Source organism: Clostridium sp. BIOML-A1 (assembly GCF_009874105.1).
Taxonomy (GTDB): domain Bacteria; phylum Bacillota; class Clostridia; order Lachnospirales; family Lachnospiraceae; genus Coprococcus.
Genome location: NZ_WWTL01000004.1, coordinates 192701 through 218908 on the forward strand (window position 1 = coordinate 192701; position 26208 = coordinate 218908).

19 protein-coding genes are annotated in these 26208 nt (G+C 42.2%); 4 read left to right on the top strand and 15 right to left on the bottom strand.

Features of this window, described 5'->3' with window-relative positions:
- Positions 1–12: 12 nt before the first annotated feature.
- The 9 genes from mraY to GT641_RS04715 form a co-directional block, all read right to left on the bottom strand.
- Positions 13–972 (bottom strand): phospho-N-acetylmuramoyl-pentapeptide-transferase, encoded by a 960-nt coding sequence (gene mraY / locus GT641_RS04675; protein ID WP_192919799.1) that lies wholly within the window; start codon positions 970–972, stop codon positions 13–15.
- A 70-nt stretch (positions 973–1042) separates the two neighbouring features.
- On the bottom strand, positions 1043–2773 hold the full coding sequence (locus tag GT641_RS04680) for a penicillin-binding transpeptidase domain-containing protein (RefSeq protein ID WP_161116929.1): 1731 nt from the start codon (positions 2771–2773) through the stop codon (positions 1043–1045).
- A gap of 89 nt (positions 2774–2862) precedes the next feature.
- Positions 2863–4995: a penicillin-binding protein 2 gene (locus GT641_RS04685; protein WP_161116930.1), complete on the bottom strand. Its 2133-nt coding sequence runs from the start codon at positions 4993–4995 to the stop codon at positions 2863–2865.
- A 76-nt stretch (positions 4996–5071) separates the two neighbouring features.
- Positions 5072–5638 (bottom strand): hypothetical protein, encoded by a 567-nt coding sequence (locus GT641_RS04690; RefSeq protein WP_008402968.1) that lies wholly within the window; start codon positions 5636–5638, stop codon positions 5072–5074.
- A gap of 15 nt (positions 5639–5653) precedes the next feature.
- Complete coding sequence (gene rsmH / locus GT641_RS04695) at positions 5654–6598, bottom strand: 16S rRNA (cytosine(1402)-N(4))-methyltransferase RsmH (RefSeq protein ID WP_008402967.1); 945 nt, start codon at positions 6596–6598, stop codon at positions 5654–5656.
- A gap of 17 nt (positions 6599–6615) precedes the next feature.
- Positions 6616–7062 (bottom strand): division/cell wall cluster transcriptional repressor MraZ, encoded by a 447-nt coding sequence (mraZ, locus tag GT641_RS04700; protein WP_021944496.1) that lies wholly within the window; start codon positions 7060–7062, stop codon positions 6616–6618.
- 485 nt (positions 7063–7547) lie between these two features.
- On the bottom strand, positions 7548–7850 hold the full coding sequence (locus GT641_RS04705; RefSeq protein WP_008402965.1) for a transcriptional repressor: 303 nt from the start codon (positions 7848–7850) through the stop codon (positions 7548–7550).
- Positions 7851–7987: 137 nt separating this feature from the next.
- Positions 7988–10699 (bottom strand): HAMP domain-containing sensor histidine kinase, encoded by a 2712-nt coding sequence (locus tag GT641_RS04710; RefSeq protein ID WP_161116931.1) that lies wholly within the window; start codon positions 10697–10699, stop codon positions 7988–7990.
- Positions 10700–10737: 38 nt separating this feature from the next.
- On the bottom strand, positions 10738–11427 hold the full coding sequence (locus GT641_RS04715) for a response regulator transcription factor (protein WP_117785483.1): 690 nt from the start codon (positions 11425–11427) through the stop codon (positions 10738–10740).
- A gap of 559 nt (positions 11428–11986) precedes the next feature.
- On the opposite strand from GT641_RS04715, the gene GT641_RS04720 reads away from it, so the two are divergent.
- Positions 11987–13171, top strand: a complete 1185-nt coding sequence (locus GT641_RS04720; protein ID WP_161116932.1) for a DUF4317 domain-containing protein — start codon at positions 11987–11989, stop codon at positions 13169–13171.
- 69 nt (positions 13172–13240) lie between these two features.
- Here GT641_RS04720 and GT641_RS04725 read toward each other — a convergent pair whose 3' ends face one another.
- From GT641_RS04725 to GT641_RS04735, 3 genes are all read right to left on the bottom strand, one after another.
- Positions 13241–16249: an SMC family ATPase gene (locus GT641_RS04725; protein ID WP_243143696.1), complete on the bottom strand. Its 3009-nt coding sequence runs from the start codon at positions 16247–16249 to the stop codon at positions 13241–13243.
- 2 nt (positions 16250–16251) lie between these two features.
- Positions 16252–17409, bottom strand: coding sequence for an exonuclease SbcCD subunit D (locus GT641_RS04730; RefSeq protein WP_008402958.1), 1158 nt, complete (start codon positions 17407–17409; stop codon positions 16252–16254).
- Positions 17410–17942: 533 nt separating this feature from the next.
- Positions 17943–18890 (bottom strand): magnesium transporter CorA family protein, encoded by a 948-nt coding sequence (locus GT641_RS04735; protein ID WP_021943669.1) that lies wholly within the window; start codon positions 18888–18890, stop codon positions 17943–17945.
- A 216-nt stretch (positions 18891–19106) separates the two neighbouring features.
- Between GT641_RS04735 and GT641_RS04740 the strand changes: the two genes are divergently transcribed.
- Both GT641_RS04740 and hslO read left to right on the top strand, forming a co-directional pair.
- Positions 19107–19880 carry a class I SAM-dependent methyltransferase gene (locus GT641_RS04740; RefSeq protein ID WP_161116934.1) on the top strand — a complete coding sequence of 258 codons (774 nt, stop codon included), beginning with the start codon at positions 19107–19109 and terminating at the stop codon, positions 19878–19880.
- A 172-nt stretch (positions 19881–20052) separates the two neighbouring features.
- Positions 20053–20928: an Hsp33 family molecular chaperone HslO gene (hslO, locus tag GT641_RS04745; protein ID WP_161116935.1), complete on the top strand. Its 876-nt coding sequence runs from the start codon at positions 20053–20055 to the stop codon at positions 20926–20928.
- Positions 20929–21205: 277 nt separating this feature from the next.
- Here hslO and GT641_RS04750 read toward each other — a convergent pair whose 3' ends face one another.
- On the bottom strand, positions 21206–22513 hold the full coding sequence (locus GT641_RS04750; RefSeq protein WP_161116936.1) for a Na+/H+ antiporter NhaC family protein: 1308 nt from the start codon (positions 22511–22513) through the stop codon (positions 21206–21208).
- A gap of 215 nt (positions 22514–22728) precedes the next feature.
- Between GT641_RS04750 and typA the strand changes: the two genes are divergently transcribed.
- On the top strand, positions 22729–24567 hold the full coding sequence (gene typA / locus GT641_RS04755; protein WP_008401819.1) for a translational GTPase TypA: 1839 nt from the start codon (positions 22729–22731) through the stop codon (positions 24565–24567).
- A 128-nt stretch (positions 24568–24695) separates the two neighbouring features.
- Here typA and GT641_RS04760 read toward each other — a convergent pair whose 3' ends face one another.
- Together GT641_RS04760 and GT641_RS04765 are read right to left on the bottom strand one after the other, a co-directional pair.
- Positions 24696–25298, bottom strand: coding sequence for a TIGR04100 family radical SAM protein (locus tag GT641_RS04760; protein WP_161116937.1), 603 nt, complete (start codon positions 25296–25298; stop codon positions 24696–24698).
- Between the two features lie 15 nt (positions 25299–25313).
- Positions 25314–26156 (bottom strand): pyridoxamine kinase, encoded by an 843-nt coding sequence (locus GT641_RS04765; protein WP_161116938.1) that lies wholly within the window; start codon positions 26154–26156, stop codon positions 25314–25316.
- Positions 26157–26208: the final 52 nt, after the last annotated feature.

Here is a 26208-nt window from a genome sequence, read left to right on the forward strand (position 1 = left end):
ATATCCTCCGTATTAAACAGCCAGTAAACCTACAACACAAAGCACGGCTGTTACTATCGCAAATATTGATACAACCTTTGTCTCAGGCCATCCGGAAAGCTCAAAATGATGATGGATCGGTGCCATTTTGAACACTCGTTTTCCGGTCAGCTTGAATGAAACTACCTGAATGATAACCGATAATACTTCTATAAAATAAATGAATGCCACGATCAGAATAAATAACGGCATCTTAAGCATATATGCGATCGATGCTACAAATCCTCCAAGCGCAAGTGAGCCGGTATCACCCATGAACACTCTTGCCGGGTATACGTTATAAACAAGGAATCCTAATAAACTTCCCGTAGCTGCACAGGAGATCGGTGCAAGTCCTGAACCGGTTCCGATTGCAACAACTGTAAAGAATGTAGCGATCAGCGCTGTTACAGATGATGCAAGACCATCTAATCCGTCTGTAAAATTTGCTCCGTTTACAGTTCCAAGTACTACAAAGAACAGTAATACGATGTAAAACCACTTATTAAGAACAACTGTCTTCCCGATAAACGGAATAATGATCTCATTGTTGATCTCGGTATATTTCTCAATATAATATGCAAATATGGCAGTTACAACGAACTGTCCCAACATCTTCTGCCAAGCACGAAGCCCCATGGAACGTTTCATCACTACCTTAATGTAGTCATCGAGAAATCCAATCAATCCAAAACCAAGTGTTACAAATAACACCGGCAGAATATCCGGATAATCTTTCATATAAAATAACGAGGTGATCACCAAACTGAGCAGAATGATCAAACCACCCATCGTCGGGGTTCCTGACTTCTTCAAATGCGTTTCCGGGCCATCATCTCGTACAAACTGTCCAAATTTCAGTTTCTTTAAAAACGGAATTACGATCGGGCTTAACACCACACTGATTCCAAATGCTATAAGTATCGGTAAAATAATTGAAAAATCCAAGTTCATTTTTTGTACTCCTTACCTGCCATTTTTTATGAAACGGCTATATTTTTTCCTCATGTATGAGGTAACTTTCTTATTCTTCCTTCTGTATTCCCAAGTATGGCAGAATATTGGAAAAAACTTCCTGTACAACCGGAGCTGCAATAGTACCGCCATAATATATGCCCATCGGTTCATCGATCATAACAAATGCCATTATCTGCGGATCATACGCCGGTGCAAAACCTATGAACGATGATATGTATTTTCCCGTTCCTCTGGGATATTTCTCACTGGTTGCTGTCTTGCCACCGATCCTGTAGCCTTCAACCTGTGCTTTACTTCCACCGCCTTCCGCTACTACCGATTCCAACAGATCCCGCATCAATGCTGATGTTTCACTGCTGACTGCCTGTTCTGTGACCGGATATTCCAGATTTGTTGTCACCTGATTATCTGCATCCGTCACCTTCATACCGATATGCGGTGTAATCTTATTTCCACCATTTATAACAGTAGCTGCTGCTGTCACAAACTGGATCGGTGATATCTGAATCGATTGTCCGAATGACATTGTTGCCAGTTCCACCGGCCCGATATCGGAAAGCTTATGCATAATGGAATTTGCCTCACCCGGAAGATCAATCCCGGTTTTCTGAAACAAGCCAAGCTTCTGATAGGTCTGATACAGATTCGTGGCTCCTGTTCGTTCCCCGATCGTCATAAATGCCGGATTACAGGAATTCATCAGTGCATGCCGGAAGTCTTCCGAACCATGCCCCGTCGTCTTATGACATCGAATCCGTCGATCCTCTACGATCTTATATCCCGGACAGTAAAAGGTATCGGATAAGGACACTGTTCCTGCCTCCAATGCCGCCGTCGCTGTTACAATCTTAAATGTCGATCCCGGTTCATAAGTATCACTGACTGTAAAATTACGCCACATATTATTCAGCGCATCCATCTTCTGCGCTTCCGTCATACTCTCATAACCGTCAATCCCTGTATTTAACTGAAACGGATGGTTCAGATCATACTCCGGAACATCAACCATGGCATATATCTCGCCATTTTTCGGATTCATGATAATCATCGCCACACGTTTTGCCTGCTTTTCTTCCATAACAGCAAGCGCTGCCTGTGTTGCATATTTTTGTATTGTCAAGTCCATTGAAAGTACCAGATTATCTCCCGGTACAGGACTTACTCTCGTTTCCTTTACATTTGGTAATTCGATTCCTTTTGCATCCGTTACTGTACGGATGCTGCCATCTTCTCCTGCCAATATCGCATTATACCATACCTCAAGACCGACAATACCCTGATTGTCAGATCCTGTGAATCCAAGGGCCTTGGAAGCAAGACTTCCATAAGGATAATACCTTTTATAGTCCTCGTCAACCTTAATTCCGGCAACATTCAATTCTCTTATGGCATCTCCGGTTGTTTTATCTATATTGGCTGCTATCAATTCTCTCGATGAAACCTTTTTCACCTTTTTGCGGATATCCGCTTCAGCCTTATCCAGATGTTCATTTAAGACACGGATAACTTCTTCCTCATCTTCAATCTGGCTGTGGATAACAGATACAGAACAGACTGCCTTGTTATCAGCCAGAATATTGCCATTTCTGTCATATATCTTTCCTCTCGGCGCCTTGATGCTTCGCTCTCTTTCGTGAAGTTGTGTCGCTGCGCTGTCATAATAGTCTGCTTTTGCAACCATCAGATATGCGAGTCTTCCCATCAGCAATACCGCTGCCATTACCAGTGCGATACACATAAAATATATCTTACGTCGGTTAAAACTATATAGCTTCATGCTGACCGCCGCGTTTGTTTATCCTTATATCTTATTACTTTTCCCGGACAAATATGCCACCGGCGATAATGTCCCGAATATTTCCATTTTTATTCATCTGTAACCTTGGCTTCTGTCGTACCCTCTGTTGTGTCCTCGGATGACGCTGTTGTATCACCCTCTGTGGTATCGTCTTCTGCTGTACTTTCTTCTGTAGAAGAAGCTTCTCCTGTCGAATCTTCTACATCACCTTCAAATGGAGAACTGATCGGTTCATCTTTACCATTATAGGTTACATCTTCATCACTGCTCTGATATACATTCATATACGGAAGCAGATCTTCCATGATCGCATGAAATAAAAGTGCTCCGGCACCTGATGTAGACTGACTCTCTACATCCGGCTCATCTACTGCTACATAGAGCATGATCTGTGGATTCTCTACAGGTGAAAATCCTATAAATGATAATACATAATTTCCCTTATTTCTCGGGATCTTTTCTGCTGTACCTGTCTTACCGCCGATCGTATAGCCTTCAACCGTTGCTCTGGAACCGGTACCCTCAGTAACTACGCCGGCCATATACTGCTTCATCAGATTCGATGTGCTCTTTGATATTGTCTTACGAACAAGTTCCGGTTCATTGTTCTCTATGATGCTTCCATCCTCATCTACAATCTGTCTGACCGTATGAGGTGTATAATAATTACCACCGTTGATCAATGAACAAAAGGCCGCTGCCATCTGGATCATTGTTACATTGATACCCTGTCCAAAGGATGAAGTAGCAAGCTCAACCGGATTCAGATTTTCTTCCGAATATACAAGTCCGCTTCCCTCACCGGAAAGATCGATACCTGTCTGGCTTCCAAAATTAAATATATCCTGATACTTGGAAAAGGTTTCTTTTCCTTCTGACTTTGCAATCTGCATTAATGCCACGTTACAGGACTGTTCTAATGCCTGCTTTAATGTAAGTGTACCGTCACCGGTTCGGTTATGACAATAGATCGGATCTGTACCATCCGCTACGATCTCGTAACCCTTACAATAAAATGTATCTCCGTCTTTGACCACACCATCTTCAATCGCTCCTGCAATCGTAAACGGTTTAAATGTAGAACCCGGCTCTAAGATATCACTGATACAGTAATTTCTCCAAACCGCATCTAAGGCTTCATATGTCTGATCACTTGTCAGATCATCGATCGTCTTCTTAAATTCATCATCTGTCATGGATGAAAAATCATATGTGATCTTTTCCGGATCTTTCGGTTCTTCCGTTGTTGCATCTGTAGTGTCCTCAGAAGATCCTTCTTCACTGCTGTCTTCCGTCGCAGCCTCTGTACTCTCTGTAACAGTAACTTTCATATTACGAAGCGCATCTGTATCCATCGGCTCATTCGGATCATAGCTGTAAGATGTACTCATACCGAGAACCTCTGCTGTATCCGGATCCATCGCAATAACACCGATCTTCTTTGCGCCGGTCGTTTTCATGTATTCTTCTATATTATCTTCAATGATCTTCTGAATATTCAGATCGATAGTCGATACTACCGTATATCCATTCTGCGCGGGCACCGTAACCGATTCTACGGTATTATCATTTGTCAGATATCCGTAGGTCTTACCGTTTACGCCATTCAGATAGCTGTTATAGTAGCCTTCGATTCCACCCTGTCCGACATTTCCGCTTACTGTATAACCAAGCAAATGGCAGGCAAGACTGCCATTTGGATATTTTCTTTTATATTCCTCTTCAAAGCGCACACCGATCACATCTGCGCCGTCTTTTGTACTGCAAAATTCCTGAAAGGCTTTCACATCTGTATAAGCAAGTCCCTTCATGGCGACACTGTAAAAGGAATCCGTATTCTGCATACACTCATCGAACTTCGATTCTTCCATGTTGAAATATTTTATCAGCGCAGCCTTTGTTGCTTTCTTGCCTGCTTCTGTCCGCAGAATATTTTTTGGCTCAAGTATAAGATTATATACCTTCTCGCTTGTTGCAAGAACATTTCCGTTTCGGTCTACGATATCTCCCCGTTCAAATGGTATATCAAGACTATCATAAGATTTCTGATCCAGCACTTCCTCCTGATACTCCTGACCTTTTGCAACACTGATATAAATAACTCTTGCAACTAATACCGCAAAGAATATTACTGCCGCGAAAAAAATGATAAGCAGTCTTGTCTTCATTCTTTTTAAGAACTGTTTTCCTTTTATTGACATATAGTTCCACCTTTATAAAATATTTTTCTGTTATGCTGTTCTTCCTGCTCCTGCATAACGCAAAATTTCCTGAGGCTTATTTAGTCTCAGGAATGTTCTTGTACTGTACAACATAATCATCGCTGTTTTGTGAATAATAAACAGTTTGTCCCGGCTTTGAATATGTCATACCAAGTTCTGTTGTAGCGATCTTATATATTTCATCCAGATCTGTCATGCTGTCCAGACCTGAGCTGTATTCTGCATTTGCATTCAGCTGTTCATTCAGCTGGCTCTGAAGGCTTGTAACCTCTTTCTTGCTTTCTTTTACATCTGCAGATAATTTCAGTACAATAAAACATAATCCTACTGCACATATTACCGCAAATGTCAAGAACAGTCCATGCCTTAATTCATCTACCCATCTTCTGTCTCTCTGTCTGACAGCCGGTGCCTGTTTTGTTCTTACCTGTTTCTTTCTCTGTGGCATCTGCTTTCTTGCAGGTGCTGCTGTCTGTCTCTCCGGTCTTCTTCCGGCAGGATGACGTTCCGGCATCTCAGTTTTCCTTACAGGTTCATATTCTCTTCTGACCGGTTCTGCTGAATAATCCAGCTTTCGAACCGTACTTCCGTCTATGTAGTAGTGATTCCGTCTTTCTGACATTTTAAAACACCCCTTTTATATATTCATACCTTTTTCAAACACCCTGAGTTTTGCACTTTTGGATCTTGAATTTATTTCCATTTCTTCTTCTGTTGGAAGAATCGGTTTTCTTGTTATCACTTTTCCTTTTGATTTTCTTCCGCATGTGCACACCGGAAAATTCGGTGGACAAATGCACGGGTTTTCATTTTTACGAAATGCATTTTTCACAATCCTGTCTTCTAACGAATGGAATGTGATGATACATAATCTTCCGCCCGGTTTTAAACAGTCGATCATTCCATCAATGGAATTCGTCAGTACTTCAAGCTCATGATTCAATTCGATGCGAATCGCCTGAAATGTCTGCTTTGAAGGATGTCCCTGAGCATTTCTTACTTTTGCGGGAATCGATCCACGGATGATATCGTTTAATTCTTCTGTCGTTTCTATCTCTTTATTCTCACGATATTTCACAATATGATATGCAATGCTTTTTGCAAATCGTTCTTCGCCATATTCCTTAAGTATATGAAAGAGCTCCTGCTCGGTATATCCATTTACGATATCCTTCGCAGTCTTTGTCTGGCGATCATCCATACGCATATCAAGGGGAGCATCAACCCGATATGTGAATCCTCTATCCGCATTATCGAGTTGATATGAAGATACGCCGAGATCCAGCAGTATCCCGTCCACCTGACTTATATTTAGCTCGTCTAGTATGCTTTTAAAATTCTGATAGTTATCTCTTACGACTGTGATACGATCACCGTACTCTGCCAGTCGTTCTTTCGCTGTCGCGATCGCCTCACCATCCTGATCGATGCCGATCAGATGTCCATCCGATCCAAGTCTTTTCGCTATTTCTCTCGAATGTCCGGCTCCCCCAAGGGTTCCATCCATATAAACACCATTCGGTTTGATATTCAAATTTTCAATGGTTTCATCCAGTAAAACCGATGTATGTTTAAATTCCATAACTACCACTTCTGTCCTTATATTCTGAAATCCAGTTCGTCCAGCTTGTCTGCAATCTCATCCATATTCAGGGATTCTTCATTATTGATCTCATCCCATGCTTCCTTATTCCAGATTTCTGCTTTTTCTCCGTTACCTATGATGACAACATCTTTTTCGATATTGGCAAATGTACGAAGTGTCTGTGGAATGATCACTCGACCCTGTGCATCCGTTTCGCACTTTACTGCTCCTGAGTTGAAGAAACGCTTGAACTGTCTCGCACTCTTATTCGTCATCGGGAGCTGGTTCAGCTTGTCCGCAAACTGCTGCCATTCATCATTCGGATAAACATACAGACAATTGTCCAGACCTTTTGTGATCATGAAGGTGCAGCCGAGTTCCTCTCTAAGCTTGGATGGCATGATAAGTCGCCCTTTGGTATCTAATCTGTGTTCATATTCACCTGTTAAACACTTGGACACTCATTCCACCTTCTTTCGACTCATTTCCTCCACTTTGTGGCACCAATCCACCACTTCACTCCACTTATAGGGTAATTCTATACTACTTAACTAAAAAAAGCAACCACAAATATGAAAATTTCACATTTGCGATTGCCTTAATTTTTATATCGCTGTGTCTGTCCTGGTTTGCCTCTGCTCAGTCCGATACCACTGCTATATGCACGACTTGCTTCGTTTCTGTTCGACTCGCACGCTTATTTGTCAGCAGTCGCCCTAACTCGCCCTATCGGGCTCAGACATGGGCTTTATGCTGACAGCTAGTGCAAGTCTCACTACGAAACTATGCAAATGTCGATGCATATAGCAATAGTATCAGACTGAGCAGAGACAAAACGGAATACAATACAGAAAAAAGACATCCACACCATTGTGGATGTCCCATTTGTATGTTTGTATGTGTTTTTACACCTGAGTGTACGTTCCGGTGGGGGATGATCCCATTTTTAGAAACACGCAACTTTGTACATATTCTTTCTGCTGATCACACCGATGTCTTCCAGTGTGTTCACCATCCTGTATACCGTTGCGATTCCTATACTGTCATCTCTCTTGACAGCCTTGTAATATATTTCCTTACAAGAAGAACAGTCTTCATCCAGAATAATATCTAACAGAATGCATCTCTGTTTTGTAATGCGAAATCCCTGTTTTCTAAGCTTCTCGATCACTGCATCCTTCCGGTTTGGTTCTCCCTGATATCTTACATAACCAAACACATTGTCATTACGGATTTCCTGAACAATCATTTTATTCCTCCATTTTTATATCAATAAATATAACTACTACGTTCTTATGTTGGTTAGTATATTCTAACATTCGTTAGTTGTCAATAATTATTTATATATTTTGTGAACAAATAACTGTTTTTTTCAAATCCCGGTGACTACTGTTCAATATCTATGTCTTCTGCGGCTTCTGTCTGATCCACATCCTGATCTTCCTGTGGTTCTTTACAGTATGCAAATGTAATCACAGCCTTAAACAGATCTCCATCGATCACGATGTTAAAATCCGCATGTTGAAGCTGACACAGGCTTCTTGTAATGGATAAACCGAGTCCGCTTCCCTCTGTATTTCTGGAACTGTCACCTCTTACAAAGCGTTCCATCAGTTCATCACTTGAAATATTCAGGGGTGCTTCTGATATGTTCTTGAACTCTATGCATACCTTTGCAGGCTCTTTGATACTCTTTTTAAGATCACGGATCACCGATCCATCTTCATCGGTTATATAAGTATTTACATATAACCGAGTCCCCGGCATTGTATATTTGAATGCATTATTTAACAGATTATCAAATACTCTCCAGAGGTGTCTGCCATCTGCTTCGATCCCTGCACGATCCTTTGCGAGATTCGTTACCAGCGTGATATTCTTCTGCATCAATTTGTCAATATATTCACCGGATGCCTGTTCTGCGATCATATTCGCATCCATGTTTACAAGCTCTACCTTTACATTTCCGGTCGATGCCTTAGAAGCATCCACAAGATCCACGATCAGTTTTTTTAACCTTGCTGACTGCCTTGCTATTACTTCTATATAAGAAGCCTCAGGTTCTTTTTCAATATCCTCCTTCTGAAGCAGATCGACATAGTTAATAATAGAAGTAAGCGGTGTCTTGATATCATGCGATACATTCGTGATAAGCTCCGTCTTCATCCGTTCACTTTTCATCCGGTCATCTACCGCAAGCTGGACACCTTCATTGATATGATTCAGATTCTCGCCATGTTCTTTGAACTTTCCAAACATGAATCTTGTATTTACCTTATGACCATACTCGCCCTTTGCAAGCTTGTCTCCACCCTGGAAAAGCTCCTGCATCATACAGACAAATGCCATATAGGCAATTGCACAGATGATCTTCAACAGCATTAATACAATAAATCCAGCTTCATTTATATATACAGCATTAAAAACAAGCAATGCTACTATAATTTCAACGATCGTAATTACGATATACAAAAGGATCGCTTTTATTATAAATGGAACCTTGCTGAATACATACCGGAAAAATGCGGTTATCTTTCCCGATTTTCCAAACAACTTACGACCCAGTCTGACAATCCATGATGTATTAAGCAAATTCGACTGTTTGACTCTTGCGATCAGATTGTTGATCAGTAAAAGTCCGACCGTACAGATACAACCCAAACCGATCAGACATACAATAGTCTCAATATCATGTCCTGTAATACTGCTATCAATAAAATAATGAAGCCGGTCTGTACTGCTGTAACTATAATAAGCATATGATAAGGAATAACATATATTCTGTGCAAAAGCAATCAACAGACTTATCAAAACGACTATTCCAGCCAATATAATTTCAACCGGAACCTTTTCTGTTTTTCTTACAACACCGTCTTTACCGGATAATACCATACTTGTGATCATGAATATGATACACAAAACAAAATCAAGTCCAAAGAAGAGCAGGATTCTGTTCTTTCCCGAAGCAGCTTTGCTGATCGCCTGTAGGCTCTTATTCATACGTGAAGAAACGTCAGATGTGCCGTCGATATATAAATTACCGGAAGCATATATCGTAATATCGTCTCCTGCATAATTGCCAACGATTACGGTATATCCATCTTTTATGATCGGATAATACATATCATCCTCCGCATAATACTCGTACTGCTTTGTCGTTCCGTTTGCTGTGATCGCTATCTGATTTCTATTATAAGAAATCGTTACTCCCTCCGGCGTATTGTATGAACCGGAACTCTCTATTTCCTCCTCCATTGTTGTTGAATCTTCTGATGTTGCAGACTCTTCCGATATTCCTGAATTCTTGGTTTCGGCTTCCGTCTCTGCTTCCGTATCTGTGGTATTTTCCTCCAGATCACTCAGATCAATTCCATAATCATCAGACACCTCTGACCTGGAAAGAGCTGCTTCATCCGGCATACGCAGGTTAACATAATTATAATTGTTTCCTTCTTTTTCCACACCGATACTCTGTGCTTCCTTATAGGTATCATATCTCAGAATCTTTCCTGTAGGAATACCGGTCGTCGTACTGACAACTGCTTTCTCTCCTAAAACTCCATATACTAATGCTTTTTCCGGCAGATTATCTGTCTGCGCCAGCATAATGGAATTTGATTCACCCGTTTTTGAAGAATCCCAATCATCACCAACACTCACATACAGATCTGTTTTCGCATATCCATATGTTTTCTCCAAATCCTCTTTATAGGTACGATCATATTTATCAAATGCATTTTCCTTTTCCGACAACAGCATCAGAAAATCACTTGCATCGACAACATTATCATGATTCATATCCTTTTTCTGCAAAGCATCGGGATCGTATTCATAGTCTCCCCATTCATCATCACTGTAACTGATATCCAGAGTATTTCTAATATACTCGGCACCACGATTCACACAGGTAGTCAACATCTCGCTCTGATAATCCGCTTCCAGTTCTGCCCGCAGCTCCGATTCCGATCTGCCCTGAAATATTCCGGCTTCATACATATCAAGCAGTACATAACCCAATATAAATCCAACGCTACAGGTGATAAAAAATAACGTATAAATCAGTAATTTAAAAGGATTGTTATTTTTTAACTTATTCATGTTTCGCATTCTCCATTCCTGTCAGACTGTATAGAGGTTTACTGATATTCCATCTTATAACCTCTGCCCCAGATCACCTTGATATATCTTGGTTCTCCGGGATTGATCTCTATCTTTTCACGCAAATGACGGATATGGACAGCTACCGAACCTTCGGCTCCGAGCGGTGTTTCTTTCCAGACTTCCTTGTAAATATCTCTCGGTGAAAATACCTGTCCCGGATGTTCCATCAGAAGCCTTAAAATATCATATTCTGTCGGTGTCAGACTGACCAGTTCGCCATCGACCGTAACCTGTTTGGAATTATCATTCAACTCAATTCCCCCGATCACGATCGCATCTTTCTTGATTTGTCCGCTTCCAAGCTGCATATATCTTCGAAGCTGCGATTTCACTCTGGCGATCACCTCTACCGGATTAAACGGCTTGGTAATGTAATCATCTGCACCCACTTCCAGTCCAAGGATCTTATCTGTATCTTCACTCTTTGCGGTCAGAAGGATAACCGGCAGATTCGTCTCCTCGCGGATCTTTAACATCGCTGTGATCCCATCCATCTCCGGCATCATGATATCCATTAACACCAAATGGATGTCATGCTCTTTGATCTGCTCTAACGCTTCTTTTCCGTTGTAAGCTTCATAAATATTGTAGCCGGATGTTTTCAGGTAAATCTTTAAAGCTGATACGATATCTTTCTCATCATCGCAAATTAATATATTATACATTTTTCTCTCCTCGTCTGAAAATATAATCGTTGTCTGTATCTTTCCGGTACGTGTGCGCACCACGCATTCCTTTTTAGGATACAGCAAACCGCTGATATTTTCCATATCTTTCTTTGACGGTATCATTGTAAGGCTTTCTACCATTAAGATACAATTTGGGATATCCTTAAGATTTATTAAGATGTGGGGACGATAGAAGTGTGGAATGATATATCTTCATTTCGCAAATCACTCTCGTTCTATCCTCGATGCAGCGGTACATAAAGTTGCAAAAGACGCAACTTAAGTACCGGCACTCGGATAGGTTTGCTACATGAAATATATCATTCCACACTTCTATCTGTATATTGGTATGGCAATATAATTATTACACATTTGTTTTTACAAATCTAAATATCATTGTTAACCATGTGAAATATTAAAAGTTATGGATGTCAATTCTTGTCTTTGTTTTTTTTAGGTGATACACTTATTAGGCTTATTTTAGATTTTTTAAATGCATAGAATGCATGAAACACATAATGCACTATTAAAGTTTTTATAAAGGAGTTTGATACATATGACAAAGAAAGAGGTTCTGGAAATCCGGCATCAGTTTGCGCAGGCTACCTGTTCGATCGATAAGATCTGTGGCTGCTATGTGGATGGTGACAGACGTAAAATTGCGACAATGAAGGAAGCATTTCTCTCTCTGCCGGAGGAGGAAGCATTTAAATATTTTGAGATCTTTAAGAAAAATCTGTCTGGCTCGATCGGAAAGAATCTGATTACGATGCCGTTTCCCACAGATTCGGAATTTGACGGCGGTACGCAGGAATTTCTGTTAAAGCTGCGCAACAGCAAATTAGAGGATGATGAACTGATCGACCAGTTCTATGATAAGGTGATCGAGAATTATGACTATACAGGGAACTATCTGATCCTGCTGATCCATGATACATATGACGTACCCGGAAAAACGACCGACGGACTGACAATGGATGATGCCTCGGATGAGATCTACGAATACATCATGTGCTGTATCTGCCATGTAAATCTGTCAAAGGCAGGACTTAGTTATTTTGATTCGGAGAACACCTTCCATAATCGTATCCGTGACTGGATCGTGGATGTTCCTGATATCGGTTTCCTGTTCCCTGCATTTATCGACCGGACAGCCGATATCCATAATGTTCTCTACTATACAAAGAAGCCGGAGGAGATCCATGAGGAATTTATCCGCTATATTCTCGGAACGGGAATGCCTGTAACTGCCGGTAATCAGAAAGAGGCATTCCAGACGATCATCACCGATACACTCGGAATGGACTGTGATTATGAAGTGATCCGAAATATCCATGAGAATCTGAATGAAATGATCGAGGAACAAAAGGATAGTCCGGAACCACTGACCTTATCCAGGAATTCATTAAAGAATCTTCTGGAAACCTCGGGAGTATCCGAAGAAAAAATGCAGACCTTTGATGCAAACTTTGATCGCGCCGCTGCTGCTTCCGTGAACCAGCGTCCGGTTGCCGAAGGTTCCGAAGAGACTCTGCCTGCACCGGCTCCGGGAAAAGTACAGCTCTATGCAAATAATATCGCCAGTACAAAATCATTTGAGGTAAAGACTCCGGAGGTTGTGATCAAGGTCAATCCTGACCGCGCCGATCTCGTAGAGACCCGTGAGATCGATGGACGGAAATGTATCGTAATCGAGATCACAGATGAAGTATCCGTAAACGGAATTCCTGTAAAATATTAAAAAATGCCCCACTGATCATACAAATGCCTGTAAGCAGATATCTTCCTATGATCAGTGGGGTATATTTTTTTACACCTGTATCTCCACATGACTGCCGCCCTGATGATCCTTAGTAACCAGGATCTGGCGGTCGATACGATGCTTCAGCTCTTCCACATGAGATATGATACCAACCAGATGATCGGACTCGGACAACTCAGCCAGTACATTTAATGCCTGCTCCAGAATATCAGAATCCAGAGAGCCAAAGCCTTCATCGATAAATAATGTATCAATTCTTACACCTGCCGCATTTGCAGATACAATATCGGCAAGTCCAAGTGCCATAGACAGAGATGCTACAAATGCTTCCCCGCCGGACAGCGTTTTGACATCTCTTTCTTTTCCTGTCCGATGATCCAGCACGAACAAATCAAGCCCTCTGTTTCCTGCAGTCTTCTGTCCGCGTTTCAGCTCAAACTGGTTGCATACGATCTGGCGCAGTCTGTGATTCGCACTGTCTATAATGCGGTCAAAATAGACCTCCTGTATATAGGTTTCCAGCTTATAATTACCAAGTGCAGCCTGTGAAAGATCCTGAAGCTTACTGTATCTCTTATAGATATTCAGATATGCTCCATAATCCTTCTTTAATTTGCTGTATGCTGCCTTATTCTTAACTAATCGTTCCGCGATCGCATCATGCCTGATGGCAACACTGTTTTTCTTCCGAATCGAGCGTTCTATCTGCCCGGATATCTGTTCAAGCAGAACCGTTGATGCCGTACAGAAATGTGTATAACATTCTCCGTAGCCGCCTGCCTGCTTTTCCAGTTCCTGTTCATCTGCAAAATCATTTTCTTGATTGCTGTCAGGAAGCTTCTGTATCACACTTTCGTCATTTACAGATGTGTTCATTTCTCCACTGTCCGTTTCAAGTGCAGAAAGAACATCTTTCTCCAACTGCCATTCCTGTCTGTATTGCATATTCTGATCTTCTGCATCACGTTTCAAATTTGTTTCAAGTGCAGAGAGTTCCTTTGCAAGTTTATTATAAGTATCTCTTGCCTCTGTCTTCTTCCGGTTCACCTCGGCAATCTCATTTCTCACCTGTTGCAGTTGCTTCAGGATATCCGACTCATCCCCCCGGATCTCCTGTCGCATCTGTGCCGCGGCTGCCTGCTTTGCCGTGTAACTCCGGTCTGCCTCCTGATATTCCTCTGTTACCCGCACTTCCGTTTCTTCCAGTTCTTTTATCTGCAAACGAAGCTCGCCAAGCTGCCTTTTATGTTCCTGATAACTTCTGTGCTCTTTCTCAAGTGTCCGCAGTCTGGCTTCTGTTTCCTCTGTCCTTTTCTCCCAGATTACATGCAGTTTTCTGACCTCATCTATCAGAACATCAGCCTGTGCTGTCTGATCCGGTATGGTAAAGGCTGCCATCTCCATAACCGCTGCTGTTGTCTGATTCCGTTTTTCTTCCAGACGACCATTCAGGCTTCCAAGCTCATTTTCTTTTCGTCTGAATGAAGCATCCGCCTGATCAAATGCAGCACGAAGCTTCTTTACCATTTCTTCTGTTACAACAGCTCCGTCACAATGTGCCTTTTCCGGATGTGTCTTACTTCCACAGACCGGACACGGTGTTCCCTCCTGTAGGTTCGCTGCCAGTTCTCCACAGATCTGATCATTCCGATTTCTGATAGCTTCCTCGTAATTCGCATTTGCCTGATTCCGCTTCTCAAATGCACTCCGATTATCAACCACCATCTGCTGTTTCTTAATTTCCAGATGATCAATCTCCAGACATTCTTTTTCAAGCTCCTGTAACCGCTGCATACGTTCTGCAATCTGCTTCTTTTCTGTCTGAACCTTCTCAAGCTTCACCTGTGAAGTGTCACCCGGATTCACGATCTGTTCCAGCTCCTCGGTCTGCTTCTGAAGTTTCTTCTTTGTTTCAAGAATATCCTGTCTTTTCTTTCCTGCCTGATGGCATACCTGCTCCACAAGCAGCAGTTCTTTCTCCATCTCATTTAACCGCACAAAAGAATCTGCCTGTTTCTGAAGCTCTGCCTGTCTCAGCATAAGCGGTTCTGTAGACTGTGCTTCCATACTATGATTCTGTGCTTCTGCACTGACAAATTCCTGCTTCACCTGTCTGTATGCATCGAGATGTGCCACATAGCCATCATAGGTCTGACCAATGATTCTCTTATTTTTCTCGATTGCTGTATACCAGTTGTCATATTGGTTATTGGTCTGTGTATAACTCTCAATCTGATGATGCAGATCTTTCGCCTGCTTTTCTTCGATCTGATTCAGGCTGTGCAGCTCTTCCAGAATATCATCAAATGCCAGATGACGATTTTCCAGATGCTCCGGCAGATCCTGAAGCCCTGTTTTATAAAGCTCCGTTTCATCCGGCAGCTCTACTCCCTCTATCGTACGATCTACCTTTGCAACAAGCTCTGTATAGACCCCCTCTGCCTCTTTACAGTCCTGTGCGATCCTGTTCTGGATATATTCATAAATCTTCGTATCAAATATCGTCTTAAAGATATCGCTTCGGGTCTTCGTATCCGCAACTAACAGCTTCTTAAAATCTCCCTGTGCGATCATCGCAACCTGTCGGAACTGATCGGCCGTAAGTCCCAACACCTCTCTTACCCTGCCGATCACCCCTGCTGTCCGCTTACCATCAATATCTGCCGCTTTCAGCTCTGTCTCCTGTCCATCCTCCATCCAGCGCACTTCTGCCTGCTTCATGGATTTGTATCCCGGTCTCTCATACGCCGGACTTCGCCAGACCTTATATTCATGACCGCCGCTTTCAAATAACAGCTCTACATAAGTAAGCTGCTTTGGATCTGCAAAATCACTTCGGAGCATTTCACCGTTTCGTCCGGTGTTATTCTTCCCGCTTCCTGCGCTGGTCTCTCCGTAAAGGGCATACATGATTCCGTCAAATATCGTTGTCTTTCCCGATCCGGTATCTCCCGAGATCAGAAAAAGTCCCTGTTTCCCAAATTTTCGAAAGTCAATCTCCGTTTTTTCTATATACGTTCCAAACGCTTCCATTGTAAGTACCAGTGGCCGCATCATCTTCACCCCTGTCTCTGTTCATAATAATCCCGGATCAACTGTCTGATATAAACCGCATTTTCATCGGACAGCTCCCTTTTCATCTTTCTGTTATAGAAATCCGCAAATGCCTCATCAGGTGCAAGATTCTTCACATCCTCAAGTGTCCGTTCCTGTTCCGGTCTGCTGCCATCTGCCATCTGGAATTCTACTGACATCAGGTTCTTATACACGGTCCGAAGTCTCGCCTGAACATCAATGATCGTTTCCTTATCCGTTAGCACAATTCTCGCATAATCTTCATTTGCTTCCCGGCTCATGGCTTCATCAAGTGTACCCGTAAAATTGTACCACGCATGAAGCTGGTGCAGGGGCAGTTCACGGATCGAAAGCTTTCCTTTTTCTCCAAGTTCTACCACTGTGACAGATTTCTGATCGTCGGCTTCCGACATAGAATAGATAACCGGTGTGCCACAGTACCGAATCTCCGGCTTTCCGATCTGCTGTGGAGAATGAAGATGTCCAAGTGCCACATAGTCAAATATATCAAATACCGTACGGTCAATATTATCCAGTCCACCGATCGATATTGTCTCCGAATCCGACCGCCGGTTCACTCCACTATTTGTTACGTTCTGATGGGCGATCAGTACATTCCTTTTCCCCGGATCAACTTGCATGGCTGCAACTGCCTGCTGCATGGCTTCTGTATATGTTAAGGCTGCTGACTCTTTCTCCGGTTCTTCTGTTAAATCCGATAATGTATTTTTTACGTTTGACGGCTTTACAAACGGCATCAGATAAAAATTCACATCTCCCCATTTATCCTGCATCGTCACCTTCATGGCTTCTCCACCATAGGTTCCTTTCATATATATATTCTGCTTTTTCATGATACTGCTGGCAAAATCCAGACGTTCTGCCGAATCATGATTGCCACTGATAATGAGGATGATCGTTCCGCTGTCTGCAAGTTCAGTCAGGAATTCATCAAATTCTGTTACTGCTTTTGCGGATGGAACTGCTTTGTCATAGATATCTCCTGCGATCATCACGGCATCCGGCTGTTCTTCTCTTACATATGCAAGGATCTGGTCAAACACATAGCGCTGGTCTTCCCACATCTCATATCCATTTACGATCTTGCCAATGTGCAGATCCGACAAATGAAACAGCTTCATCGTTGTTGTCTCCTTTCCCACGTTTCCCAAACGAAAGTTTCTATCCTTAGTAACTTATTACGCAAATCGCTCTCGCTCTGTTTTCATGCAGCGGTTCTAAGGATAGAAACTTTCTGTCTTTGAAATGAATGTTGGTTTTTAAATAAGTTAAGTTTAGCATTATGAGGCAAGAGGGTCAACATTCTTCGAACTTTCGAAATCGCTTCTCACATGCGCATTCCGGACTTTCGTCCTTCATGCTTATGTGTCACCCTCCCTCTACCTGTAAAAATAATACGATTTCTCCGTTCTTCGAACTTTCGAAATCGCTTCTCACATGCGCATTCCGGACTTTCGTCCTTCATGCTTATGTGTCACCCTCCCTCTACCTGTAAAAATAATACGATTTCTCCGTTCTTCGAACTTTCGAAATCGCTTCTCACATGCGCATTCCGGACTATCGTCCTTCATGCTTATGTGTGTTTATCCGTCAAATAAATAAACAGCGTTGTCTGTACACAGACACGCTGCTTATTTGCTTGACGGATTTATTTTTACATCTTGAACATTTTCTTTTTCTTGAGGATTAGCGCTATGATAATACAGATCAGGACAATGATGCCGCATACAATGTAGAAGCCGTATGGGGTTCCTGCGAGAGGCATCCACTTACCTGATACGTTCATTCCATAGATACCGGATATGATCGTCGGGATCGCCATTACGATGGTGATAGCCGCTAAGAACTTCATGATATTATTCAGGCGGTTATTAATGATCGTCGTCATCAGTTCTCTTGTACCGCTTATGATATCTCGATAGATTCCGGTCATCTCGATAGCCTGTTTGTTCTCGACCATAACATCATCCAGGAGCTCCTGATCCTCCGGGTACTGCTTGATACTGCTGTATCTTGCAAGCTTATCTAATACAACTCCGTTTGCACGAAGTGATGTTGCAAAGTATACAAGGTTAGATTCCAGTTCGTGAAGATCAATCAGATCCGCATCCTCTGTCTCATCCTGGATCCGTTGCTCGATCAGATTTCTTCTGCGATCCATAACTCGCAGATAATACTGATAGGTCATGCAGTTTCTATATAAAATCTGGTACATGAAGCGCATCCGTTTCTTTGTACTGAATTCCTTTACCTTTGACTCAATAAATGCATCCAGAACAGGCGTATCCTCCGCGCATACCGTGATCAGAATGTCCTTTACGAGGATAATACCCAAAGGAATAGTTGTATATGCTTCGCGTTCATTTCTCATCTCGATCGACGGAATATCGACAAGGATCAGTGTATAACCATCTTCGACCTCCACACGGGAGCTCTCCTCATCATCCAATGCAGCTCTGACATCTGCCAGATCAATCTCAAAATCTTCTGCAATCAGTTTGGTCTCATCTACTGTAGGTTTCGTCATACAAACCCACATATTGTCTTCATATTCTGTTATCTCTGACAAAACCTTATGATCTGTTCTGTAGAACTTTATCATGCCAAACTACCCACTTTCATATATGGTTTCTTCCATATGAGGATTTCTAACCGAATTTATATTAACACAAAAGCCCACCATGTTCAATCTCAAACCTTATTTTTTACATTCTGTCTGCCGCAGCAAATAGAAAACTGCTCCAAAAGAAACGGTTGTTTTTCCTTTCTGAGATGTATATAATGATGGCATTGAGATTTTATGAAATGAGGTTTTTCTATGGATGCCTATACAAGCTTCGCGCAGGTATACGATGAGCTGATGGATAACATTCCTTATGACGAATGGATATCTTATATCACCAGCCTGCTCCATGAATACAATATCACCGAAGGTCTGGTTGCCGAGCTTGGTTGCGGAACGGGAACGATCACGGAAGGACTTGCAGCCGCAGGCTATGATATGATCGGAATTGATGTGTCTTCCGATATGTTGGAGATTGCAAATGAAAAAAAGATTGCGAATGGTTTCTCATCCATTATGTATCTCCAACAGGATATGTGTTCCTTTGAATTATATGGAACAGTAAATGCCATTGTATGCGTCTGTGACAGCATCAACTATCTGTCAAATACAGATCAGATCACTACCGTTTTTTCTCTTGCAAATAATTATCTGGAAGCAGGGGGTATCTTTATCTGTGATTTTAAGACCAAACACTATTTCCGGGATGTCGTTGCAGATTCAGTGATTGCTGAGGATCGGGATGATGTCAGCTTCATTTGGGATAATTATTATGATGAGGAACAAAATGTCAACGAGCTTGCACTCAGCCTGTTTCTGAAAGAGGAGGACGACCTGTACCGAAAAACGCAGGAATTCCATTACCAGATCGGACTGACCTGTGAGGACATGATTCGTTGTGTAGAACAGGCAGGTATGGAGCTTCTTGCCATGTATGATGCATTTACGCACACGCCAGCAACCGATGACAGTGAACGTGTCTATGTGATAGCCAGAGAAAAACATCACGAAGGCAAATTATATATCTGATCTCCTGCCCGTAGTGATTTTAGTCATCAATTTTTTATTAAGCACTACTTTTATAAGTACAAGCATTATTTTGTTATTAATCAGCACTTTATAAATGCAGGTATTATTTTTAAAAAGGCACCTTAAAAGTGCAATATTTTACGTTATATATAGAAAGAACGAGGAATAACATATGAGTGATTATATTATCAGAGGTATGGCGGCAGATGGACAGGTTCGTTTCTTTGCCGGCACCACAAAGGAAATCGTTGAAACAGCAAGAAGTATTCACAATACCAGTCCGGTTGCTACTGCTGCCCTCGGTCGTCTGCTAACCGCAGGTGCATTGATGGGGGCTACATGTAAGAATGACTCCGATCTGCTAACGCTCCAGATCCAGTGCAGCGGTCCGATCGGCGGACTGACAGTGACTGCTGATGCGCACTGCAATGTCAAAGGCTATGTCAACAATCCGGAGGTTATCCTGCATGCAAATGATAAGGGAAAACTGGATGTCGCTAAAGCTCTTGATATGGGCGTGCTCTCCGTGATCAAGGATATCGGTTTAAAAGAGCCTTATATCGGTCAGACCCAGCTTGTTTCAGGTGAGATTGCAGAAGACCTGACGTATTATTTTGCAACCTCAGAACAGATTCCAACTTCTGTAGCTTTAGGTGTTCTGATGGAGAAGAACAACACAGTAAAACAAGCCGGGGGCTTTATCATTCAGCTTATGCCATTTGCATCCGAGGAACTGATCTCTGATCTAGAAAAACGTCTGGGTGAATTCACATCCATTACCGCTCTCCTCGACCAGGGTATGGAACCGCTTGATATCGTGAAGCAGATCTTTGAAGGCTATAATGTAGAAGTTACCGATACCATTCCTACGAAGTGGCACTGCAACTGCAGCAAGGAACGTTTCTCACAGGCCGTTATCAGTCTCGGTAAAAAGGAGATTGCAAATCTGCTCGCAGACAATAAGCCGATCGAGGTAAACTGCCAGTTCTGCAACTCGTCTTACACCTTCTCACCGGAGGAACTGGAAAATATGTTACTTGGCAAATAAAACAGAAAACGCTGATCTGTTCCTATGTGAGTGAATATTACAAAAAGAGTTTATCGGTAATATGAATATGCACACCTATTATTACGCAAGACGCTTGCACTCTATTTCAACGCAACGGTACTAAGTTCTTCGCCTATGGCGACTCACTAAGAACCGGCGTTAAAACAGGCTTGCTTCATAATAGTATACATGTTCACATTGCCGATAAACTCTTTTATAATTCACTTAATTCGTATAGAAACAGATCAGCGTTTTCTACATTCTTGAATTGTCTCTATTATTTATCACTTCTTATTATGGTAACGAGTGATGTCAGCAGCAAGAACATCGGATAAAAAAGCTTCGGAATGATCTGAAAAGCAGAAATGGAATCACCCAGTTCTCCTACCGCGGCAATTGCAACTAACATCTGCGCACCATATGGGATTATTCCTTGAAAGATACAGGAAAAAGTATCAAGCAAAGAGGCAGTCTTCTTCGGAGAGATTCCATATTCCTGTGCCATTTCTCCGGCAATCGGATTTGCCATAACGATTGCTACCGTATTGTTTGCAGTTGCAATATCCATTGTTCCGACTAGCAACCCCATTCCGAGCTGTCCGCCTTTCTTTCCTCGAAAGATCCTGTGTATCCAACTGAGAAGTGCATCGAAACCGCCATATTCCCGGATCAGTGCACATAACGCTGCAACTAATATTGCTACCATACAGGTTTCAAACATTCCGGAAACACCGGAGCCCATATTTGTCAGAAGATCAACAGGTGCAGTATGTCCCCATATCAGCATAATAAATGCTCCGGATACAATCCCCGTAAGTAATACGATAAATACATTCAGCCCTATAATTCCACCGATCAGCACCAGAACATACGGTATGATCTGCACCAGATTATAAGACTGGCTGACCTGCCCCCGTATGTCGGTCTGAAATGAAAGTACAAGAATTAATATCAGCGTTATAACCGCTGCCGGAAACGCGATCCAGAAATTCTCCCGGAATTTGTCTTTCATCTCACATCCCTGTCCATTACATGCCGCAATCGTCGTATCTGAGATAAAAGAAAGATTATCTCCAAACATTGCTCCACCCATAACCGATGCAACACAAAATGCCATATCAAAGCCAGATGCCCTCGACACTGCAACAGCAATCGGCGTTAACAATGTGATCGTTCCAACTGAAGTTCCCATAGCAACTGATACAAAGCAGGCAACAACAAACAAAACCGCTACTGAAAATCTTGCCGGAATCAGTGTCAGCATAAAATATGCTACACTCTCTGCGCTGCTTCTTCCGACTACCCCGACAAATGAACCCGCTGCCAGGAAGATCAACAGCATCGTTATAATATTCTTATCCCCAACTCCCTGTGCCATAATCTCAAGCTTCTTATCAAATACCAATTCCCGGTTCTGGATACATGCGACCAGAATAGCTGCAAGAAATGCCACGATGATAGGCACATTATAAAAGCCCATCGGAATTTTCATCACATATTCAAATATAATCCCAAGTCCCAGATACAATACCAGAAATACACCGATCGGCAACAGTGCGATCGCTCTGCCCTTTTTCTCATTCATTTTAATACCTCTCCAAATCACTTATTTAGCAGGAACCGTTCCCGCCTGTCATACTTTCTAATAATAACATATTTTTGTACAGTTCGGCGCATTTTACCGAATATTTTGGTGTAATTTTCGGCTATCATTTCCATTGAAATGCTTTTTTTCGTATGCTAGAATGGTAAACGTTGTATTGTAAGTAATTTTAATATCATAAAGAAAGAGTGAAAAAAATGAAGATTACCAGAGATGATATCAGAAATGTTGCGATTATTGCCCATGTTGACCATGGCAAAACAACATTAGTGGATGAACTTTTGAAACAGAGTGGTGTATTCCGTGATAATCAGGAAGTTACCGAACGTGTCATGGACTCAAATGATATTGAACGTGAACGTGGTATCACGATTCTTTCCAAGAACACTGCCGTCCGTTATGGTAAGACAAAGATCAACATTATCGACACTCCGGGACATGCTGATTTCGGTGGTGAAGTAGAACGTGTCCTGAAGATGGTAAATGGTGTTATTCTTGTTGTTGATGCTTTCGAAGGTGCCATGCCACAGACCAAATTCGTTCTGAAGAAAGCATTGGAGCTGAACCTCAGTGTTATTGTATGTGTAAACAAATGTGACCGTCCTGAAGCTCGTCCTAAAGAGGTTGTAGATGAAGTTCTTGAGCTTCTGATCGAATTGGATGCAAATGACGATCAGCTTGACTGCCCATTTGTATTTGCATCAGCAAAGACAGGTGTTGCTTCTCTTGATCCAGATGAACCGGGTACAGATATGAAGCCACTGTTTGATACCATCGTTGATTATATTCCTGCTCCTACCGGTGATCCGGATGCAGGTACACAGGTTCTGATCAGCACAATCGACTACAATGAATATGTAGGCCGTATCGGTGTTGGCAAGGTTGACAACGGTAAGGTCGTTGTAAATGAGCCTGTTGTTATTGTAAATGAACATGACCCTGACAGAATGTTAAAGGTTAAGATCGGTAAGCTCTATGTTTACGAGGGTCTGAATAAAGTAGAAGTAAATGAAGCAGACATCGGATCGATCGTAGCCATCTCCGGTATTGCAGATGTTAATATCGGTGATACGATCTGTTCTCCTGAAAATCCGGACCCAATCCCATTCCAGAAAATTTCAGAGCCAACTATTTCCATGACATTCATGGTAAATGATTCTCCTTTCGCCGGTAAGGAAGGAAAGTTTGTAACCTCCAGACATTTACGTGACAGATTGTTCCGTGAATTAAATACAGATGTCAGTCTCCGTGTAGAAGAAACAGAGACAACAGAAGCTTTCAAGGTATCCGGTCGTGGCGAACTTCACTTATCCGTCCTGATCGAGAACATGAGACGTGAAGGATATGAATTTGCAGTCAGCAAAGCCGAAGTTATCTATAAGACAGACGAACGCGGTAAGAAGCTTGAACCATTCGAGATTGCATATATCGATGTTCCGGATGAATTTACTGGAACAGTTATTAATATGTTAAATTCCAGAAAGGGTGAGCTTCAGGGTATGGCTCCTACCGGAAATGGTACAACCAGACTGGAGTTCCTTGTACCTTCCCGTGGACTGATCGGTTTCCGTGGTGACTTCATGACCGCTACAAAGGGAAATGGTGTTATCAATACGATCTTTGATGAATATCTCCCATATAAGGGTGATATGAACTATCGTTCACAGGGTTCTCTGATCGCATATGAGACCGGTACTTCTATCACTTATGGTCTGTTCAATGCACAGGAAAGAGGTACACTGTTCATCGGACCAGGTGAACCTGTATATGCCGGAATGGTTATCGGTGAAAATGGACGTACCGATGATATCGAAGTAAATGTCTGCAAGAAGAAACAGTTGACCAACACCCGTTCTTCCGGTGCTGATGATGCATTAAAGCTGACACCTCCTAAGGTACTCAGTCTGGAGCAGGCACTTGACTTCATCGATACAGATGAGCTTCTTGAGATCACTCCTAAGAGCTTCCGTATCCGTAAGAAGATCCTTGATCCTACACTTCGTTTCCGTGCTAAGAGAGATGCCGGAAATAAATAAGCATTTATGTTATAATAATAAATATTACAGTAAGACCGCAGGCAGCCTGATCGCTACCTGCGGTCTTTATTTATAGGATAACAAGAAAAGTCCTGTATTTTCATACAGAGCTTTTCTTATCAGATTTATTAATCCTCCCATGGGCGGATTCTGTATTTTGCACCGATCGAATCACAGATTCTCCGGCATTCTTCCTCTTCCTCTTTTGTAATCGTGGTATCTACAGTCGTCATAACTACATTTGGTACATACTTTGTAGAACTTCTTGCAAAGTCAAGCATCGCATCAAAGGATTTATCTCCAAACTTACTTCTGACCAGTTCATGATACCGATCTGCATTCGGCGTATTCAAGCTGATCGATACCGTGTCGATCAGGTCTTCCATCTCCGGTGTGATATCTCTGCCATTTACAAGATTTCCCAGCCCATTCGTATTCAAACGTATCGGCATATGATAAGTCTCCTTTACAAATGCCGCAACCTTCTTCAACACCTCAAAGGCCTCCGTCGGTTCTCCGAATCCACAGAACACAACCTCATTAAACCGGCTCATATCGAATTTTGCAAATTCAGCAATCACTTCTTCTGCTGATGGTTCCCGCTCTAACCACAGACTCTTTGATTCACCAACATGATCCATGTTCTGTCTGAGACAGAATGTACATGCACATGGGCATTTATTTGTCAGATTTACATACAGATTATTATGAACTTTATATAATATCTCCATACTATTCGCCTCCTGTTATCTGGCAAGCTTGTACAGACATTCCTCAAAACACACTCCATCGGTCAATGGAAGCTCCATCTCAACGGAACGTTTGATACATTCTTTAATAAATACACTTGCCTTCTTAACTGATTCTGTAAAATCTACATTATTTACGGCATCCGCCGCAAGAATCGCCGAAAAGACATCTCCGGTACCGGAGCGCGACTCTCCGATCTTCTTCGTCTTCACAACGGTTACTTTTTCATTTTCATAGCAGAAGTTAGCAAGGAAGCTTCCCCGCCTGATTCCTGTTATCACAACTTTTGCCTGTCTGCTCTCTGACTGTGCTACCAGCTTCTCCGCCATAGCTTTCAATTCATCCATATGCCAGTCATCCTTATATGGTGTATCCGTCAGAACACATGCCTCTGTGGTATTTGGAGTAAGGATATCAGCAAACCGCACCAGCTTTTTCATCTGCTGGCACAGTTCGTCTGTATAGGTCGGATATGGTTTGCCATAGTCACCCATTACCGGATCCACGATCACCTTTGTCTCCGGTCTTTTAAAATCCGTAAGGAACCGTTCCACTATACTGATCTGTGCAGTGGAACCCAGAAATCCGGTACAGACACCGGAAAACTGCAGATCCAGCTTCTTCCATTCATCGATATACCTCTGCATATGATCTGTAAAATCTTCATAATAGAAGCTGTCAAACCCCGTATGATTGGAAAAAATCGACGTCGGAACCGGACAGCACTGAACCTTCATTACAGAAATGATCGGCATTGCTACTGCTATAGAGCAGCGTCCAAATCCTGAGTAATCATTTATAACTGCTATCTTTTTCTGGTTATTATGCGAGCCCTGCATATCTTATGCACCTTTCTAACATAAAATCTTGAGTGTATATCAAAATAATCTT

Bases quoted from the DNA above. Each gene is read 5' to 3' on its own strand.
- mraY (WP_192919799.1), bottom strand. From the start codon at position 972: ATGAACTTGGATTTTTCAATTATTTTACCGATACTTATAGCATTTGGA.
- GT641_RS04680 (WP_161116929.1), bottom strand. From the start codon at position 2,773: ATGAAGCTATATAGTTTTAACCGACGTAAGATATATTTTATGTGTATC.
- GT641_RS04685 (WP_161116930.1), bottom strand. From the start codon at position 4,995: ATGTCAATAAAAGGAAAACAGTTCTTAAAAAGAATGAAGACAAGACTG.
- GT641_RS04690 (WP_008402968.1), bottom strand. From the start codon at position 5,638: ATGTCAGAAAGACGGAATCACTACTACATAGACGGAAGTACGGTTCGA.
- rsmH (WP_008402967.1), bottom strand. From the start codon at position 6,598: ATGGAATTTAAACATACATCGGTTTTACTGGATGAAACCATTGAAAAT.
- GT641_RS04705 (WP_008402965.1), bottom strand. From the start codon at position 7,850: ATGATTGTTCAGGAAATCCGTAATGACAATGTGTTTGGTTATGTAAGA.
- GT641_RS04710 (WP_161116931.1), bottom strand. From the start codon at position 10,699: ATGAATAAGTTAAAAAATAACAATCCTTTTAAATTACTGATTTATACG.
- GT641_RS04715 (WP_117785483.1), bottom strand. From the start codon at position 11,427: ATGTATAATATATTAATTTGCGATGATGAGAAAGATATCGTATCAGCT.
- GT641_RS04720 (WP_161116932.1), top strand. From the start codon at position 11,987: ATGACAAAGAAAGAGGTTCTGGAAATCCGGCATCAGTTTGCGCAGGCT.
- GT641_RS04725 (WP_243143696.1), bottom strand. From the start codon at position 16,249: ATGATGCGGCCACTGGTACTTACAATGGAAGCGTTTGGAACGTATATA.
- GT641_RS04730 (WP_008402958.1), bottom strand. From the start codon at position 17,409: ATGAAGCTGTTTCATTTGTCGGATCTGCACATTGGCAAGATCGTAAAT.
- GT641_RS04735 (WP_021943669.1), bottom strand. From the start codon at position 18,890: ATGATAAAGTTCTACAGAACAGATCATAAGGTTTTGTCAGAGATAACA.
- GT641_RS04740 (WP_161116934.1), top strand. From the start codon at position 19,107: ATGGATGCCTATACAAGCTTCGCGCAGGTATACGATGAGCTGATGGAT.
- hslO (WP_161116935.1), top strand. From the start codon at position 20,053: ATGAGTGATTATATTATCAGAGGTATGGCGGCAGATGGACAGGTTCGT.
- GT641_RS04750 (WP_161116936.1), bottom strand. From the start codon at position 22,513: ATGAATGAGAAAAAGGGCAGAGCGATCGCACTGTTGCCGATCGGTGTA.
- typA (WP_008401819.1), top strand. From the start codon at position 22,729: ATGAAGATTACCAGAGATGATATCAGAAATGTTGCGATTATTGCCCAT.
- GT641_RS04760 (WP_161116937.1), bottom strand. From the start codon at position 25,298: ATGGAGATATTATATAAAGTTCATAATAATCTGTATGTAAATCTGACA.
- GT641_RS04765 (WP_161116938.1), bottom strand. From the start codon at position 26,156: ATGCAGGGCTCGCATAATAACCAGAAAAAGATAGCAGTTATAAATGAT.